Annotated in this window: 11 protein-coding genes; 8 read left to right on the forward strand and 3 right to left on the reverse strand. The window is 65.2% G+C overall.

From position 1 onward, the window contains the following. The first annotated feature begins 43 nt into the window (after positions 1-43). From LB520_RS22120 to LB520_RS22130, 3 genes are all read left to right on the forward strand, one after another. On the forward strand, positions 44-2,011 hold the full coding sequence (locus LB520_RS22120) for an acyltransferase family protein (RefSeq protein WP_224639260.1): 1,968 nt from the start codon (positions 44-46) through the stop codon (positions 2,009-2,011). Positions 2,012-2,210: 199 nt separating this feature from the next. Further along, positions 2,211-4,490 (forward strand): transglycosylase domain-containing protein, encoded by a 2,280-nt coding sequence (locus tag LB520_RS22125; protein WP_224639273.1) that lies wholly within the window; start codon positions 2,211-2,213, stop codon positions 4,488-4,490. Between the two features lie 65 nt (positions 4,491-4,555). Continuing rightward, entirely contained in the window at positions 4,556-5,305 is a 750-nt protein-coding gene (locus tag LB520_RS22130) for an SDR family NAD(P)-dependent oxidoreductase (protein WP_095769240.1), read from the forward strand. A 23-nt stretch (positions 5,306-5,328) separates the two neighbouring features. Here the strand turns inward: LB520_RS22130 and LB520_RS22135 are convergent, their stop codons facing one another. Next, a complete protein-coding gene (locus LB520_RS22135) occupies positions 5,329-6,249 on the reverse strand; it encodes a zinc-binding dehydrogenase (protein WP_224639275.1) in 921 nt (306 codons plus the stop codon). 125 nt (positions 6,250-6,374) lie between these two features. On the opposite strand from LB520_RS22135, the gene LB520_RS22140 reads away from it, so the two are divergent. Continuing rightward, positions 6,375-7,181 (forward strand): AraC family transcriptional regulator, encoded by an 807-nt coding sequence (locus tag LB520_RS22140; protein ID WP_224532238.1) that lies wholly within the window; start codon positions 6,375-6,377, stop codon positions 7,179-7,181. Positions 7,182-7,187: 6 nt separating this feature from the next. Here the strand turns inward: LB520_RS22140 and ybaL are convergent, their stop codons facing one another. Together ybaL and LB520_RS22150 are read right to left on the reverse strand one after the other, a co-directional pair. After that, positions 7,188-8,987 carry a YbaL family putative K(+) efflux transporter gene (ybaL, locus tag LB520_RS22145; RefSeq protein WP_224639277.1) on the reverse strand — a complete coding sequence of 600 codons (1,800 nt, stop codon included), beginning with the start codon at positions 8,985-8,987 and terminating at the stop codon, positions 7,188-7,190. A 213-nt stretch (positions 8,988-9,200) separates the two neighbouring features. Further along, complete coding sequence (locus LB520_RS22150) at positions 9,201-9,641, reverse strand: host attachment family protein (RefSeq protein WP_095769243.1); 441 nt, start codon at positions 9,639-9,641, stop codon at positions 9,201-9,203. Positions 9,642-10,057: 416 nt separating this feature from the next. Here LB520_RS22150 and cysG point away from each other — a divergent pair, with 416 nt between their 5' ends. From cysG to LB520_RS22170, 4 genes are read left to right on the forward strand one after another with little or no spacing between them, the layout of a single operon-like run. Further along, positions 10,058-11,506, forward strand: coding sequence for a siroheme synthase CysG (gene cysG / locus LB520_RS22155; protein ID WP_224639279.1), 1,449 nt, complete (start codon positions 10,058-10,060; stop codon positions 11,504-11,506). Beyond that, entirely contained in the window at positions 11,503-11,808 is a 306-nt protein-coding gene (locus LB520_RS22160; RefSeq protein WP_140547052.1) for a DUF2849 domain-containing protein, read from the forward strand. The genes cysG and LB520_RS22160 overlap by 4 nt, the downstream gene beginning before the upstream one ends. 43 nt (positions 11,809-11,851) lie before the next feature. Then, positions 11,852-13,522 carry a nitrite/sulfite reductase gene (locus LB520_RS22165; protein WP_140688229.1) on the forward strand — a complete coding sequence of 557 codons (1,671 nt, stop codon included), beginning with the start codon at positions 11,852-11,854 and terminating at the stop codon, positions 13,520-13,522. Beyond that, positions 13,497-14,258: a phosphoadenylyl-sulfate reductase gene (locus LB520_RS22170; protein WP_095769247.1), complete on the forward strand. Its 762-nt coding sequence runs from the start codon at positions 13,497-13,499 to the stop codon at positions 14,256-14,258. The genes LB520_RS22165 and LB520_RS22170 overlap by 26 nt, the downstream gene beginning before the upstream one ends. Positions 14,259-14,295 lie beyond the last annotated feature (37 nt).

The following is a 14,295-nucleotide window of genomic DNA, read 5'->3' on the forward strand; positions in this document are numbered from 1 at the left end:
GTGGCCAGCCGGGAGGCCGGCGCGGTGAGGGGCTAGACCGGCTTTGCGAGACGACATTGCGCCGGGGGGATTTCGGCCGGAGATACAGGGGCTGCGCGGGCTTGCCGTCGCCTTTGTGGTGATTTTCCACATCTGGCCGGCAGCACTCCCCGGCGGCTATGTCGGGGTCGACATCTTCTTCGTCATCTCCGGCTTCCTGATCACCGGCCTGCTCACCCGCATGGCGCTCAGCGAGGACGGCATCTCGCTCGTCGGCTTTTACACGCGCCGGGTCAGGCGGCTGCTGCCGGCGGCGATCGTCGCCCTCCTGGTCACGCTCGCTGGAACGCTGCTGTTCGTGTCGGACGCATGGTGGGAAGAAACCGCCAAACAGGTGATCGCAAGCGCGCTCTACATGCAGAACTGGCGGCTTGCCGAACAGGCCGTGGATTATCTCGGCGCCGAGGACGGGCCGAGCCCCGTGCAGCATTTCTGGTCGCTGTCGATCGAGGAGCAGTTCTACATCGTCTGGCCGCTGCTGATGATGGCGGCCCTGTGGTGGGCCAGGCGTCGCGGGGCCTCACCCGTGCAAATGGTCACCTTCATGCTCGGCGTGGTCATGGCGGGCTCACTGGCGGCTTCCGTCGCTCTCACCCGATCCGATCCGGCATGGGCCTATTTCGTCACCCATACGCGGGTCTGGGAGCTGGCCCTTGGCGGGCTGCTGGCACTGACCCCCGACCGCTTCCGGCCAAACGGTCGCGTGCGGACAGCGATGGCTGTCGCCGGCATCTTTGCGGCGCTCGCATCGGCGATGCTGTTTTCAAGGTCGACCGATTTTCCGGGCTTCAAGGCACTGCTGCCGACACTCGGCGCGGCCTTGATCATTGCGGCCGGTAGCGTACGCATCGGCCGCTTCCGCGGCCTCGACATCGCCATGCTGCGCTATATCGGCGATCGCTCCTATTCGATCTACCTGTGGCATTGGCCGCTGATCATTTTTTACGCCGCGCAGCGCGGCGCCATCGACCTTGCCGATGGTCTTCTGCTGATCGTCGCCACCCTGGTGGTTTCCGAACTCTCCTACCGCTTCGTCGAACAGCCCTATCGCCATTCGCGCTCGTCCCCGGCATGGCGGCCACTGATCGACGGCACGGTGGCGGTGGGGTTGTGCGTGGCGGTGGCCGGCGGACTCGTCTACGCGATCGACCGCCAGCCCATCGACACCGGACTGATCGGAACGCCGAATTATCCGGGACCTGCGGCCTTGCTGGCGAACGCTGTCGTCCCCCAGGGCGTCAAGCCGCTGCCGCCCTTGAGCAAGATAGGCAGCGACGTGCCCGTCATCTACAGGATGAAATGTCATCAGGAACAGAAGGGAACTGACGCGACCGGTTGCCTGCTCGGCGACCCGACGGGGACAAGGACCATCGTCGTGATGGGCGATTCCCACGCGGCGCAATGGGTGCCGGCAGTCGACAAAATCGCCAAGGACAGAAAATGGAAGCTCGTCGCCTTCACCAAGGCGGCATGCCCGGTAACCCGGGTCACTATCCTTGACGACGGCAAGCCGTATCAGCAATGCGCGCTGTGGCGGGAGAAAGTTCTCGCTGAAATCGCCAAATTGAAGCCCGATTTCGTGATCACCAGCCAGAGCAATTATACCAGCGTTACCCAGGGTGCGATGATTGAGGGATTGCGCAGCGTCTGGGGCGAGCTCACAAGTCAGGGCGTGCGCGTCGTCGCCATCCGCAACACACCTTTTAGCCTGTTCGACCCGCGCACCTGCCTGGGCACGGACCCGGCCAAATGCATCAATCCTCGCGCCGAGGTCGAACGGGAAAACATCTACGCGCTCGCCGCCCGGTCCGTGGCCGGGGTGACCTTGGTCGACATGAACGATGCGCTATGCAGCAAGGACAGCTGCCCGGCGGTGGTCGGCAACATCGTCGTGCTGCGCGACAACCATCATCTCACGGCAACCTACGCGCTGGCGCTGGCGCCCTATCTGGCCAAGGCAGCGGGACTTTGAGCAACCGTCCACCCGCGATAATACGGCGCCCCGCAGGCGATGGATTCGACAGCGAAGGACGGTGCGATGCCGTTGGATTCAGAAAATCCTAAGGGTTTTCAAGACGCTGCATAAACCCTGCTTTAACCCGCCCTTAAACCGCCGCATCTACTCTGCAACCCGAACGCCATCGGCATCGGGGACAGACAAGCAAGAGCACATGGCGAACCGCAGGGACAGTCGCATCGAACCGAGCTTCGAGGGATCGCCGCGCGCGAAATCTTCCGAGGGCTTTTCGGTGAGCGAGGAGGATCGCGTCGTGCCGCGCACCCGTAAATCCGCTGCGAAGGGCAGATCCGCAAAGGTGAAATCACGCGGTCGCGGCCGCGACCGCAGCCGGCGGGGCTTGCTTGGCATCGCCACCCGCCTGGTCTACTGGTGCTTCGTGTTCTGCATCTGGGGCGGCATCGCGGCGGCCGGCATCGTCGTCTATTACGGCGCCAAGATGCCGGCGGCGACCACCTGGTCGATCCCCGACCGCGCGCCCAACATCAAGATCGTCTCGGTCGATGGCGGGCTGATCGCCAATCGCGGCATGTCGGGCGGCGAGGCGGTCGGCCTGCACGAAATGTCGCCTTATATCCCGCAAGCCGTCGTCGCCATCGAGGACCGTCGCTTCTATTCGCATTTCGGCATCGATCCGATCGGGCTTTCACGCGCCATGGTCACCAACGTTCTCGGCGGCCATTTCTCGCAGGGCGGCTCGACGCTGACGCAGCAGCTGGCCAAGAACCTGTTCCTGACGCCGGACCGCACGCTGGAGCGCAAGGTGCAGGAAGTGCTTCTGGCGCTGTGGCTCGAACACAAGCACAGCAAGGACCAGATCCTCGAAATGTATCTCAACCGGGTCTATTTCGGATCCGGAGCCTATGGCGTGGAAGCGGCTTCGCGGCGCTATTTCGGCAAGAGCGCGCGCGACGTGAGCCTTTCGGAGGCCGCGTTGCTGGCCGGGCTGCTCAAGGCGCCGTCCAAGCTTTCGCCGGCACGCGATCCCAAAGCGGCCGAGGAGCGGGCGCAACTCGTGCTCGCGGCCATGCGCGCGGAAGGCAAGATCAGTGATAAGGAATATAAGGTGGCGCTGAGCGCGCCGGCGACGCGCGCGCCGTCCTACTGGACCGGCTCCGAGAACTATGTCGCCGACACGGTGATGGAGGAGCTTCCCGATCTCATCGGCGAGGTGCGCGGCGACATCGTCGTCGACACCACTGTCGACTTGACCCTGCAGAAGCTTGCCGAACAGTCGATCCGCCGGCTGATCGACGAAAGCGGTAAGAAGCTCAACGTCAGCCAAGGCGCGCTGGTGTCGATCGATGATTCCGGCGCGGTGCGCGCCATGGTCGGCGGCTATGATTATTCGACCAGCCAGTTCGACCGCGCCTCGGAAGCGCGCCGGCAGCCGGGCTCGGCCTTCAAGCCGTTCGTCTACATGGCGGCGCTGGAGGCCGGCCGCACGCCGGACAGCATCCGCAACGACGCGCCGATCAAAATCGGCAAATGGACGCCGGACAATTACGGCGGCAAATATTACGGCAAGGTGACGCTGGCGACGGCGCTGGCCAAGTCGCTGAACTCAGTGGCGGCGCAGCTCACCATGGAAGTCGGGCCCGACGCGGTGGTGGAAGCCGCGCATCGCATGGGCATCCAGTCCGACTTGCAGGCCAACACCTCGATCGCGCTCGGCACCTCGGAGGTGACGCCGCTGGAGCTGACTTCCGCCTACGTCCCGTTCGCCAATGGCGGCTACAAGCCGGACGTCCATTTCATCCGCCGCATCACCACCGGCGACGGCAAGGTGCTTTACGAGAACAGCGGCGGCAGCGCGCCGCGCGTCGTCAAGGCCGACACCGTCGGCATGATGAATTCGATGATGACCGGCACGGTCGAGATCGGCACCGCCAAGAAGGCGGCCTTCAATTGGCCGTCGGCCGGCAAGACCGGCACCAGCCAGAACTCGCGCGACGCCTGGTTCGTCGGCTACACCGCCAATCTCACGACGGGCGTGTGGTTCGGCAATGACGACGGCAGCCCGATGAAGAAGGTCACCGGCGGCGCCCTGCCGGCGCAGGCCTGGCACGAATTCATGGTGGCCGCGCATGAGGGCGTGCCGGTGCGGCCGCTGCCCGGCACCTGGAAGTCGACGCCGTCCGACACGATCGTGCCGGACGAGATCCCGTCGGCGGACGCCTCGCAGCCGCCGCCTGCGCCGCCGGCGGCCGTCGGCCAGTCACAGCCTGCTGCTCGATCGCAGCCTGTCGCCCAGGCGCCCGCACGCCCAGTGCGGACCGCGCGACCTGCCGAGACGGTCGATGCCGCCGGCTTCGATATGCCGAGCGACAGCGGCGAGACCGCCTCGATCAAGCATCCGGTGCCGCCCGGCAATGTCGGCGGCCCGACGAAAAAACGCCAGACTTCGATCCTCGATATTCTGAGCGGGGGTTAGAGCGGCAACTTCACCTCTCGCAATGGCAAGCGCCTTCGGCTACATGTCCGGCCGGAGACAAAACCATGGCCGAGACCGACAGCAGAAAAACAATCGTGCTCACCGGCGCCAGCCGCGGCATCGGCCATGCGACGGTGAAGCGCTTTTCGCGCGAGGGCTGGCGCGTCATCACCTGCTCGCGCCAGGCCTTCGCCGAGGATTGCCCGTGGCCGGCCGGCCCCGAGGACCACATCAAGGTCGACCTCGCCGACCAGGAGGATGTCGGCATCGCCGTTTCGGAAATCCGTCACCGGCTTGAGGCGCATGGCGGACAGCTGCACGCCCTGGTCAACAACGCCGGCATTTCGCCGAAGCTGAAAGACGGCAGGCGCATGGACTCGATCGAGACGCCGATGCATGTCTGGCGCGACGTGTTCCAGGTCAATTTCTTCGCGCCGATCATGCTGGCAAGGGGGCTGTTCAAGGAACTCGCCGCTGCCAAGGGCTCGATCGTCAACGTCACCTCGATTGCCGGCACCCGCGTGCATCCGTTCGCCGGCACGGCCTATGCGACGTCGAAAGCGGCGCTGGGCTCGCTGACTCGCGAGATGGCGCATGACTTCGGCCCGCACGGCATCCGCGTCAACGCCATCGCGCCGGGCGAGATCGACACGGCGATCCTTTCGCCCGGCACCGACAGAATAGTCGAGACGATCCCGCTGAGACGGCTGGGCGCCACCTCTGAAGTTGCCGACATCATCTTCTTCCTGTGCTCGGGCCAGGCATCCTACGTCACCGGCTCGGAGATCCACATCAATGGCGGCCAGCACGTTTGATTGGCTGGCGCCAAGAACTCCGCTCATCCGGCCATGGTGACAACGGCCTTGCCGCTGAAGCTGCGTTGCCGCAGCGCGTCCAGGGCCCGGCCGATCTCCGCCCACGGCACGGTCATGGCCACGCGGGTCTCCAGCCGGCCGGCGGCGACCAGATCGAGCAGCGCGGCGATGTCGGCGCCGATGGCTGAACCGGACGTGTAATAGGCGAAGGTCTGTAGTCGCGCGCCTTCGTGGCCGGGAACGAATTGGCGGAAGCCGATCGGCGTGAGCTCGCCGCTGCTGGAGCCGAACATGACGATGGTCCCGCCGGGCGCGACGCGTTCGATCGCGTTGGCGAGGCTTTTGCCGCCGACCGACTCGGTGATCAGCGAAAACGGTCCCTCGGCCAGTTCGATCGACTCGACGACCTGCCCGGCGCCCAGATCGCGAAGGTCATCGTGATGCCGCGCCGAAGCGACCGCTGTCACTGAAGCGCCTTGCTCGCTGGCGATCTGGACCTGGAAGCGGCCGACCGCGCCGCTTGCGCCGGTGATCAGGACCTGCTGTCCGGCGAGATCGCCGCCATGGCGCAAGGTTCTCAGCGCCGTCGTGCCCGCGACCGGAAGCGTGGCTGCGGACGCGAAGCTGACCGCGTCCGGCACGACGGCAAGACGATCGGTCGGAATCGCGACCCGTTCGGCCCAGCCGGCCTGGTCGACCAAGGCGGCAACGCGCGTGCCCGCGGTCGGGCCCGAGCCATCGGCCGCCGCGCGCTCGACAATGCCGACGATGTCCTGGCCAGGTATCCACCCGTCAGGTCGTAAGCCGAGCAGGCGCAGCTCGCCACGATTCAACGATGTTGCATGAACTGCCACCAATGCTTCATTTCCATTGCAGTTTGGGTGATCGACCTGGGTGAGCTTCAGCCGGTCGGGGCTGTCGGAAGAGATGGCGAGAGCGAGCATGGGCCCATCCTTTTGAAATTGGCGTTTGGGAGTCGCGATCGATTGACGAATTGGCTGGAGCCTATCGACTTTCCTGGTTGAAGAATTTAGAGATAACGCCAGATGATCGCTGAAAGCAGTCAAGGATGAGACAGCCGCTTCGCTGGCCCTGGCTGGATTTCGACGTCGACGATGTGGCTGCGCCGGCGATGGCCGTTGGCGTCGACGTCACCGAGACCAGGGCCGAGGCGCGTGAGCATTGGCACCGCAAGGCGCAGCTCGTCTTCGCGCTCGGCGGCGGCGTCACCTGCCGCGTTGCGAGCGGGCTTTGGATGGTGCCGCCGCATTGCGGGGTGTGGGTGCCGAGCCGCATGGAACACAGCAACATCGCGACGGCGAATGCGCGGATTTTCTTCGTCTATATCGAGCCCGGCGCCGCCGACCTGCCGGACCGGTGCTGCACGCTTTCGATCTCGCCGCTGCTGCGCGAGCTCATCATCGAACTGTCGGAGTGCGCGCCGGACGATGCGCGCGGCAACTTCCTGGGGAGCGTGCTGCTCGCGGAACTGCCGCGCATGCCTGTGCAGCAATTGCATTTGCCGATCTCGGCCGAGCCGCGGCTGCGGCGGATCGCCGAAGCGCTGGCCGACGACCCCGCCGATCGCAGCACGTTGGCGCAATGGGCCGGCCGCGTCGCGCTCAGCGAGAGCAGCCTGGCGCGGCTCGTTGTGAAGGAGACGGGCCTGAGTTTCGGACGCTGGCGCCAGCAGCTGCATCTGATCGTGGCGCTTCGGGAGCTGTCTTCCGGCGCCAGCGTGCAGCAGGTGTCGGGCGATCTCGGCTATGAATCCGTGACCGCTTTCATCACCATGTTCAAAAAGGCGCTGGGCAAGCCGCCGGCAAAATACCTCAGCGATATCGCGCAGAATGGCGGCTCCGCGTTCCTGGCCTGACATCCATCAAGCGGGCTGCGGATCGATCTCCATGCCAGGCGCGGCCGGATCGGTGGTCTTGCCGGTCACCACCTCGACGATGCCGCGGGCGATCTCGCGCTCGCCCATGATCACGATGTCTGCGCCGAGCCCTTTCAGATGCTCGACCTCGGCGTCGGAATGAGCGCGGGCAATGATGCTGATCGCCGGATTGGCGGCTCGGGCCCGAAGCACGATCTGGCCGGCCTCGAAGGCATTGGGGATGGCGAGGATCAGCCGCTTGGCGCCCTCCGGGTTGGCGGCCGCGAAGACGTCCGCATTGGCGGCGTTGCCGGCGATGGTCTCGACGCCGTCGTCGCGCAGCTTGGCCAGCGTCTTGTCGGCGTCCTCGATGACCAGGAAGGGCAGGGCGGCTTCTTTCAGCGCAGCGCCCACAAGGCTGCCGACCCGACCATAGCCGATGAGGATGGAATGGCCGGCGAGGGTCGTCTTCGGCGGCGGGCCGTCTTCCTTTTCTGGAGCCGCCGACACCGAAGCGACCTGGCCGGGCTCGGTCGCCGGGCCGATAGGCCTTTGCTCTTCGGCCGGCGCGGCCTTGCCGGCGTGCTTTTCCAGCCACGGCTTCACCCAGTCGACAACGAGGAACATCAGCGGATTGAGCAGGATCGAGAGAATGGCGCCAGCCAGGATCAGGTCGCGGCCCTGTTCGGGCAACAGTTTCAGGCCGACGCCAAGCTCGGCCAGGATGAAGGAGAATTCGCCGATCTGGGCAAGGCTCGCCGAAATCATCAGCGCGGTCGCGATCGGATAGCGGAAGACAATGACGATGACGAAAGCGGCGATCGACTTGCCGATGACGATGATGGCCAAGGTGGCGAGGATCGGCAGGCCGTTGCTGATCAGGCTGAACGGGTCGAACAGCATGCCGACCGAGACGAAGAACAGCACCGAGAAAGCGTCGCGCAGCGGCAGCGATTCTTCCGCCGCGCGGTGGCTGAGCTCGGATTCGCTCATGATCATGCCGGCGAAGAAGGCGCCGAGCGCCAGCGAGACGCCGAACAGCTTCGCCGCGCCGAAGGCGACGCCGAGCGCGATGGCCAGCACCGCGAGCCGGAACAATTCCCGGGAGCCGGTGTGAGCGACGTAATGCAGGATCCACGGAATGACCCTGCGGCCGACCACCAGCATGACGACGACGAAGGCGGCGACCTTGGCGAGCGTGACGCCGACCACGCCCCAAATGCCATAGCTGGTGGGCAGCGAAAGCAGGCTCGCATGGTCGTCGACCTGGGGCTGGCCGCCGAGCACGCCGGCGAGCGCTGGCAAGAGCACCAGCGCCAGCACCATGGCGAGATCCTCGACGATCAGCCAGCCGACGGCGATGCGGCCGCGCTCGGTCTCGATCAGCCGCCGCTCCTGCAAGGCGCGCAAAAGCACCACGGTCGAGGCGACCGAAAGCGCCAGGCCGAAGACCAGGCCGGCGCCCAGCGACCAGCCGAGCAGCCAGGCAAGTCCGACGCCGAGCAGTGTCGCAAAGCCGATCTGCACGATGGCGCCCGGCACGGCGATGGCGCGGACGGACAGAAGGTCCTTCAGCGAAAAATGCAGGCCGACGCCGAACATCAAAAGGATGACGCCGATTTCCGCGAGTTCATTGGCAAGGCTGGCGTCGGCGACGAAGCCGGGCGTGTTCGGACCGACAAGGACGCCAGCGACAAGATAGCCGACGAGCGGCGGGATGCGGAAACGGTTGGTTAGCGCCCCGAAGACGAATGCAAGCCCCAGACCGGCGACGATGGTGGCGATAAGGGGCGTGTCATGCGGCATTGTCTTTTGCGCGCCTTTCGAAAAGTTGCGATGCCGGATGGGTGCCCGCCGAGGCCGTCGCCTTCGGCAATATGATGGTGGGAGCGGCGATGATGCAACCATCGCCACGCCGAAATCGACGCTGAAGCAGGTCCTTCGCGCGGAATCTGCGACGCGCGGCCAGAGGCAGCTTCCGGACCCTGTTTTGCCCTCAGCCGCTTTCCTTTCGCCGCTTCATGCCGCTTGCAACAGGTTCTCGATGTCGGGAATCGTATGGTTCGTGAGTGTCTTCGGGATTTCCGCCTGCACCTTCTCGCAAACCTCCTTGTGCAGCTTCTGGCGCATCTCGCCAAGCACCTGCGGCGGCGCAATCAGCACGACCGCGTCGAACGCGCCGCGGTGCGCCAGCTTGTATAGCCGGTCGGCAATCTCGACGGCGAAGCGCTCCTTGCCGAGACGGTGCCAGTCGGTTTCCTCGACGGCGCTGCGGGGACCCTCGTTGCTCTGGCGGCCCGGCTTGTCGCTGCCTTGCTCGCGCGTGGCGGGGTTCTCCTGCTCCATCTCCTGCACCACTTCGAGGTTCGGGAACTTGGCGTCGCCCTGGTTGCGCAGGAAAAGCGCCTTTTCGCCATCAGCCACGATGACCCACAGTCCGTGTTTCAGCTTGATGCTCATGGCGTTCCTCCTTGCTTGCTGCTTGCCGATAGATGGAGCTTGGGATCCGCAAATGGATTGCTAGGCAAACGAGCCGCGAGGCATGATTGTTCCGATCCGGAGATGGCGTCTCGATCGCTTCCGGCAGACTCGGTCGAGCGCCTATCCCGCAGGGTCAGCTTTAATCTACTAACTTAGTAGAATTTAGAATAAACTGTTTTGCGGCTTTCTCGGTCACGCGCTAAAAATTACGACGGATCAAGGCTGTTTCTTATGCCGCTCCGGCCGTCTCACCGTCAAAGTAGAATTTTTTTCTCTTGGCCTTCGCAGTTGCGAAAAAGCGATTGCCTGCCGTTCGGCGACGCGCGAGTGCTTGCCTTCTGATTTTGGGCGTGGCCGCGTAAAACTGCCAAACTATTCCAATATTGCTCATTGCCATGTCGCCAGCCAACGCCAAGCTCAATGCCTTTCCCGTCTTCATGCGGGTCGACGGCGAAGCCGTAGTCATCGTCGGCAATGGCGAGGAGGCGCTCGCCAAGGCGCGGCTGCTTTCGCAATCGAGCGCGGTGTTGCGCATCGTTGCCGACGATGCCAGCGACGGCCTGCTGGATTTCATCGCGTCGGCCGGCGCTGTTCACATCAACGCAGTCTATGAGGCCGCGCATCTCCAAGGTGCCGCCCTGGTGTTCGCCGCCAGCGGCGACGAGACGCTCGATCGCCGCGTCGTCGAGGACGCGCGGCGGCGGGGCATTGCGGTCAACGCCGTGGATCGTCCGGAGCTGTGCGATTTCTTCACGCCCGCATTGGTCAACCGGGCGCCGGTGGCGATCGCCATCGGCACAGAGGGCGCCGGACCGGTTCTGGCGCAGATGCTGCGCGGGCGCATCGACCGCATGCTGTCGCCGTCGCTCGGCCGGCTGGCGGCACTTGCCGCGTCCTTCCGGGCCGCCGCCGAGAGCCTGCCGAAGGGCAATCGCCGCCGCCGCTTCTGGAGCGATTTCTTCGCCGGTTCGCCGGCCAAGGCCATCGAAGCCGGCGACCTCGCCGAGGCGCATGGCGCGGCGCTCGAGCTTTTGGCTCACGATGCTCCGGTCGAGGGACATATCGCGCTGGTCGGCGCCGGTCCGGGTGCGGAGGACCTTTTGACCTTGCGCGCGCATCGCCTGCTGTTGGAGGCCGACGCCATCGTCTACGACGCGCTGGTGCCGGAGGCGATCGTCGCCATGGGCCGCCGCGACGCCGAGCGCCTGCCGGTGGGAAAACGCAAGGGTTGCCATTCCAAGAGCCAGGAAGAGATCAACGCGCTGCTCATCGAGCTGGGCCGCGCCGGCAAGCGCGTGGTGCGGCTGAAGTCCGGCGATCCGCTGGTGTTCGGCCGTGCCGGCGAAGAGATGGCGGCGCTGCGCGAGGCCGGGATCGCCTATGAGGTGGTTCCGGGCGTCACCGCCGCCTTCGCCGCCGCCGCCGACTTCGAGCTGCCGCTGACGCTGCGCGGCGTTTCGTCCTCGATGGTGTTTACCACCGGCCACGACCTCAAGGGCAACTCGCTGCCCGACTGGGCCAAGCTTGCCATTTCGGGCGCGACCGTTGCCGTCTATATGGGCCGTTCGGTCGCGGCGGAAGTCGCCGGCCGGCTGATCGAAGCGGGACTGTCGCCGGATACTGCAGTTGCCGTCGTCGAGAATGCCAGCCTCGGCAACCGCCGCCGTTTCCACGGCACGCTTGCCGACCTGCCGTCGCTGGAGGAGCGCGCCGATCTCACCGGACCGGTGATGACGATCATCGGCGATGCCGTCGCCGGTGCCAATTTTGAACAATCTGAGCCGCTCGCGGCACATAAGCATGAGGGCGCGGCTTCAGCCGTGGCCGAAGGAGTCCGGCAATGAAGGTTCTCACCGCGAACAGGCTCTCCGACGGCATCGCCGTCTGGTACGCCGACGGCGGCTGGGCGGAGACGGTTGGTCACGCCGATATAGCGCATGACAAGACGGCGGAGGACCGGCTGGAAGCGATCGGTGCCGCGGCTGGCGCCAACAACGAGGTGGTTGACGTCAACCTGATCGACGTCACGGTGGTCGATGGCCTGGTCGAGCCGGTGCGGCTGCGCGAAAAGATCCGCGCCGCGGGCCCGACCATCCGCACCGATCTCGGCAAGCAGGCGAGCCCGGAAGCGGCCCGGGCGGCTTAAACCCAAGAAAAGCAGCGGGCGGACGCGCCCTGAAAGACGAAGCATGTACCGTTACGACGAGTTCGACCAGGATTTCGTTCACGCCCGTGTCGCCGAGTTCAGCGACCAGGTGCAGCGCCGGCTTGCCGGCGAGATCACCGAGGACCAGTTCCGGCCGCTCAGGCTGATGAACGGCGTCTATCTGCAGCTGCACGCCTATATGCTGCGCATCGCCGTGCCCTACGGCACGCTGAACAGCAGGCAATTGCGCATGCTCGGCCACATCGCGCGCAAATACGACAAGGGCTACGGCCATTTCACCACGCGCCAGAACATCCAGTTCAACTGGCCGGCGCTGTCGGACATCCCTGCGATCCTCGCCGATCTGGCGAGCGTCGAGATGCACGCCATCCAGACCAGCGGCAACTGCATCCGCAACGTCACCGCCGACCATTTCGCGGGAGCCGCCGCCGACGAGGTCGCCGATCCGCGTCCCTATGCGGAAATCCTGCGCCAATGGTCGTCGGTGCATCCCGAGTTCTCGTACCTGCCGCGCAAGTTCAAGATCGCGGTGACCGGTGCCGAGCGCGACCGCGCCGCCATCCAGACGCATGACATCGGTCTGCATCTGAAAAAGAACGCCGCCGGCGAGCTGGGCTTTGCCGTCTACATAGGCGGCGGCCAGGGCCGCACGCCGATGGTGGCGAGAAAGATCCGCGACTTCCTGCCGGAGGCCGAGTTGCTGTCCTACTGCACGGCCATCCTGCGCGTGTACAACCTCTACGGCCGTCGCGACAACAAGTTCAAAGCGCGCATCAAGATCCTGGTGCACGAGACCGGCGTGGAGGAGATCACCCGCCAGGTCGAGGCCGAGTGGCAGGCGCTAAAGGACGCCGAGCTCAAGCTGCCGGAAGCCGATATCCAGGCGATCAATGCTTATTTCGCGCCGCCGGCGCTGGTTTCCCGGCCGGAAGGCGATGATGCGGTGAAACAGGCCAGGCTCGATTCCAAGAGCTTTTCGGAATGGCTCGACCAGAATGTCGTGACGCATCGCCATCCCGACTACGCGGCGGTGACGATCTCGCTCAAGGGCATCGGCGAGGTGCCCGGTGACGCGACGGACAGCCAGATGGAAGCGGTTGCCGACATCGCCGAGAAATACGCCTTCGACGAATTGCGGGTCAGCCACGAACAGAACCTCATCCTGCCGCATGTGGCGCGCGCCGACCTCAAGGCGGTCTACGACGCGCTGGTCGAGATCGGCCTGGCGACAGCCAATTCCAATCTGATCAGCGACATCATCTCCTGCCCGGGCCTCGATTATTGCGCGCTGGCCACGGCGCGCTCGATTCCGGTGGCGCAGGAAATCTCGCGCCGCTTCGCCTCGCTGGAGCGGCAGCGCGAAATCGGCGAGTTGAAGCTGAAGATCTCCGGCTGCATCAATGCCTGCGGCCACCACCATGTCGGCCATATCGGCATTCTGGGCGTGGAGAAGAAAGGCACCGAGCTCTATCAGGTGACGCTCGGCGGTTCGGCCGACGAAAACACATCCGTCGGCGAGATCATCGGCCGCGGCTTCTCCTCCGATGAGATCACCGATGCCATCGAGCAGATCGTCGATACCTATCTCGGCCTTCGGCTCAGTCCCGACGAACGTTTCATCGACGCCTACCGCCGTGTCGGTCCCGCGCCGTTCAAGGAGGCGCTCTATGCTGGCGAAACCAAGGCCGCTTGACCGGACAGGCGAAGTCGAGACCGGCGTTGCCGCCGAGGCAGCGGGGCTCGACGCGCTGTTGGGCCATCTGAAGCCGATCGAGATCATCGAACGGTCGGCGCACGAATTCCGCGGCGCGGTCGCTGCGGTGTCTTCCTTCGGCGCGGACTCCGCCGTGCTGCTGCACATGATTTCGGAGATCGACCGCGCGCTGCCGGTCATCTTTCTCGACACCGGCAAGCATTTCGAGGAGACGCTCGGCTATCGCGACGCGCTGGTCGCTGATTTCGGCCTCACCGACATCAGGGTGATCAAGCCGGAAGAGACCGCGCTCCAGCGCGTCGACCCGACCGGCAGGCTGCACGAGACCGACACCGATTCCTGCTGCAATGTGCGCAAGGTCGAGCCGCTGGCGCGCGGCGTCGAACCGTTCCGCGCCTGGTTCACGGGGCGCAAGCGCTTCCAGGCTTCGACGCGCACGGCTTTGCCCGTCTTCGAGGCCGTTGGCTCGCGCATCCGCATCAATCCGCTGGCGCATTGGACGACATCGGACCAGGCCGACTATATGCGGGCGCATGCGCTGCGCGAAAATCCGCTGGTCGCCTATGGCTATCTCTCGATCGGCTGCTTCCCCTGCACGCAGCCGGTGCAGCCGGGCGAGGATGCGCGCAGCGGCCGCTGGGCGGGGCACGCCAAGACCGAGTGCGGCATTCATTTGTCGGGGCTGGAAAAGTCGCTGACCGACGCCTCACTTTAGGATACGCCGATATTCAGGTGATGCCGGCCTGCAAATG

It is taken from the genome of Mesorhizobium sp. CA12 (assembly GCF_020165255.1).
Taxonomy (GTDB): Bacteria; Pseudomonadota; Alphaproteobacteria; order Rhizobiales; family Rhizobiaceae; genus Mesorhizobium.

Excerpts from the sequence above, each read along its gene's own strand:
- LB520_RS22125 (WP_224639273.1), top strand. The coding sequence starts at position 2,211 with ATGGCGAACCGCAGGGACAGTCGCATCGAACCGAGCTTCGAGGGATCG.
- LB520_RS22130 (WP_095769240.1), top strand. The coding sequence starts at position 4,556 with ATGGCCGAGACCGACAGCAGAAAAACAATCGTGCTCACCGGCGCCAGC.
- LB520_RS22135 (WP_224639275.1), bottom strand. The coding sequence starts at position 6,249 with ATGCTCGCTCTCGCCATCTCTTCCGACAGCCCCGACCGGCTGAAGCTC.
- LB520_RS22140 (WP_224532238.1), top strand. The coding sequence starts at position 6,375 with ATGAGACAGCCGCTTCGCTGGCCCTGGCTGGATTTCGACGTCGACGAT.
- ybaL (WP_224639277.1), bottom strand. The coding sequence starts at position 8,987 with ATGCCGCATGACACGCCCCTTATCGCCACCATCGTCGCCGGTCTGGGG.
- LB520_RS22150 (WP_095769243.1), bottom strand. The coding sequence starts at position 9,641 with ATGAGCATCAAGCTGAAACACGGACTGTGGGTCATCGTGGCTGATGGC.
- cysG (WP_224639279.1), top strand. The coding sequence starts at position 10,058 with ATGTCGCCAGCCAACGCCAAGCTCAATGCCTTTCCCGTCTTCATGCGG.
- LB520_RS22160 (WP_140547052.1), top strand. The coding sequence starts at position 11,503 with ATGAAGGTTCTCACCGCGAACAGGCTCTCCGACGGCATCGCCGTCTGG.
- LB520_RS22165 (WP_140688229.1), top strand. The coding sequence starts at position 11,852 with ATGTACCGTTACGACGAGTTCGACCAGGATTTCGTTCACGCCCGTGTC.
- LB520_RS22170 (WP_095769247.1), top strand. The coding sequence starts at position 13,497 with ATGCTGGCGAAACCAAGGCCGCTTGACCGGACAGGCGAAGTCGAGACC.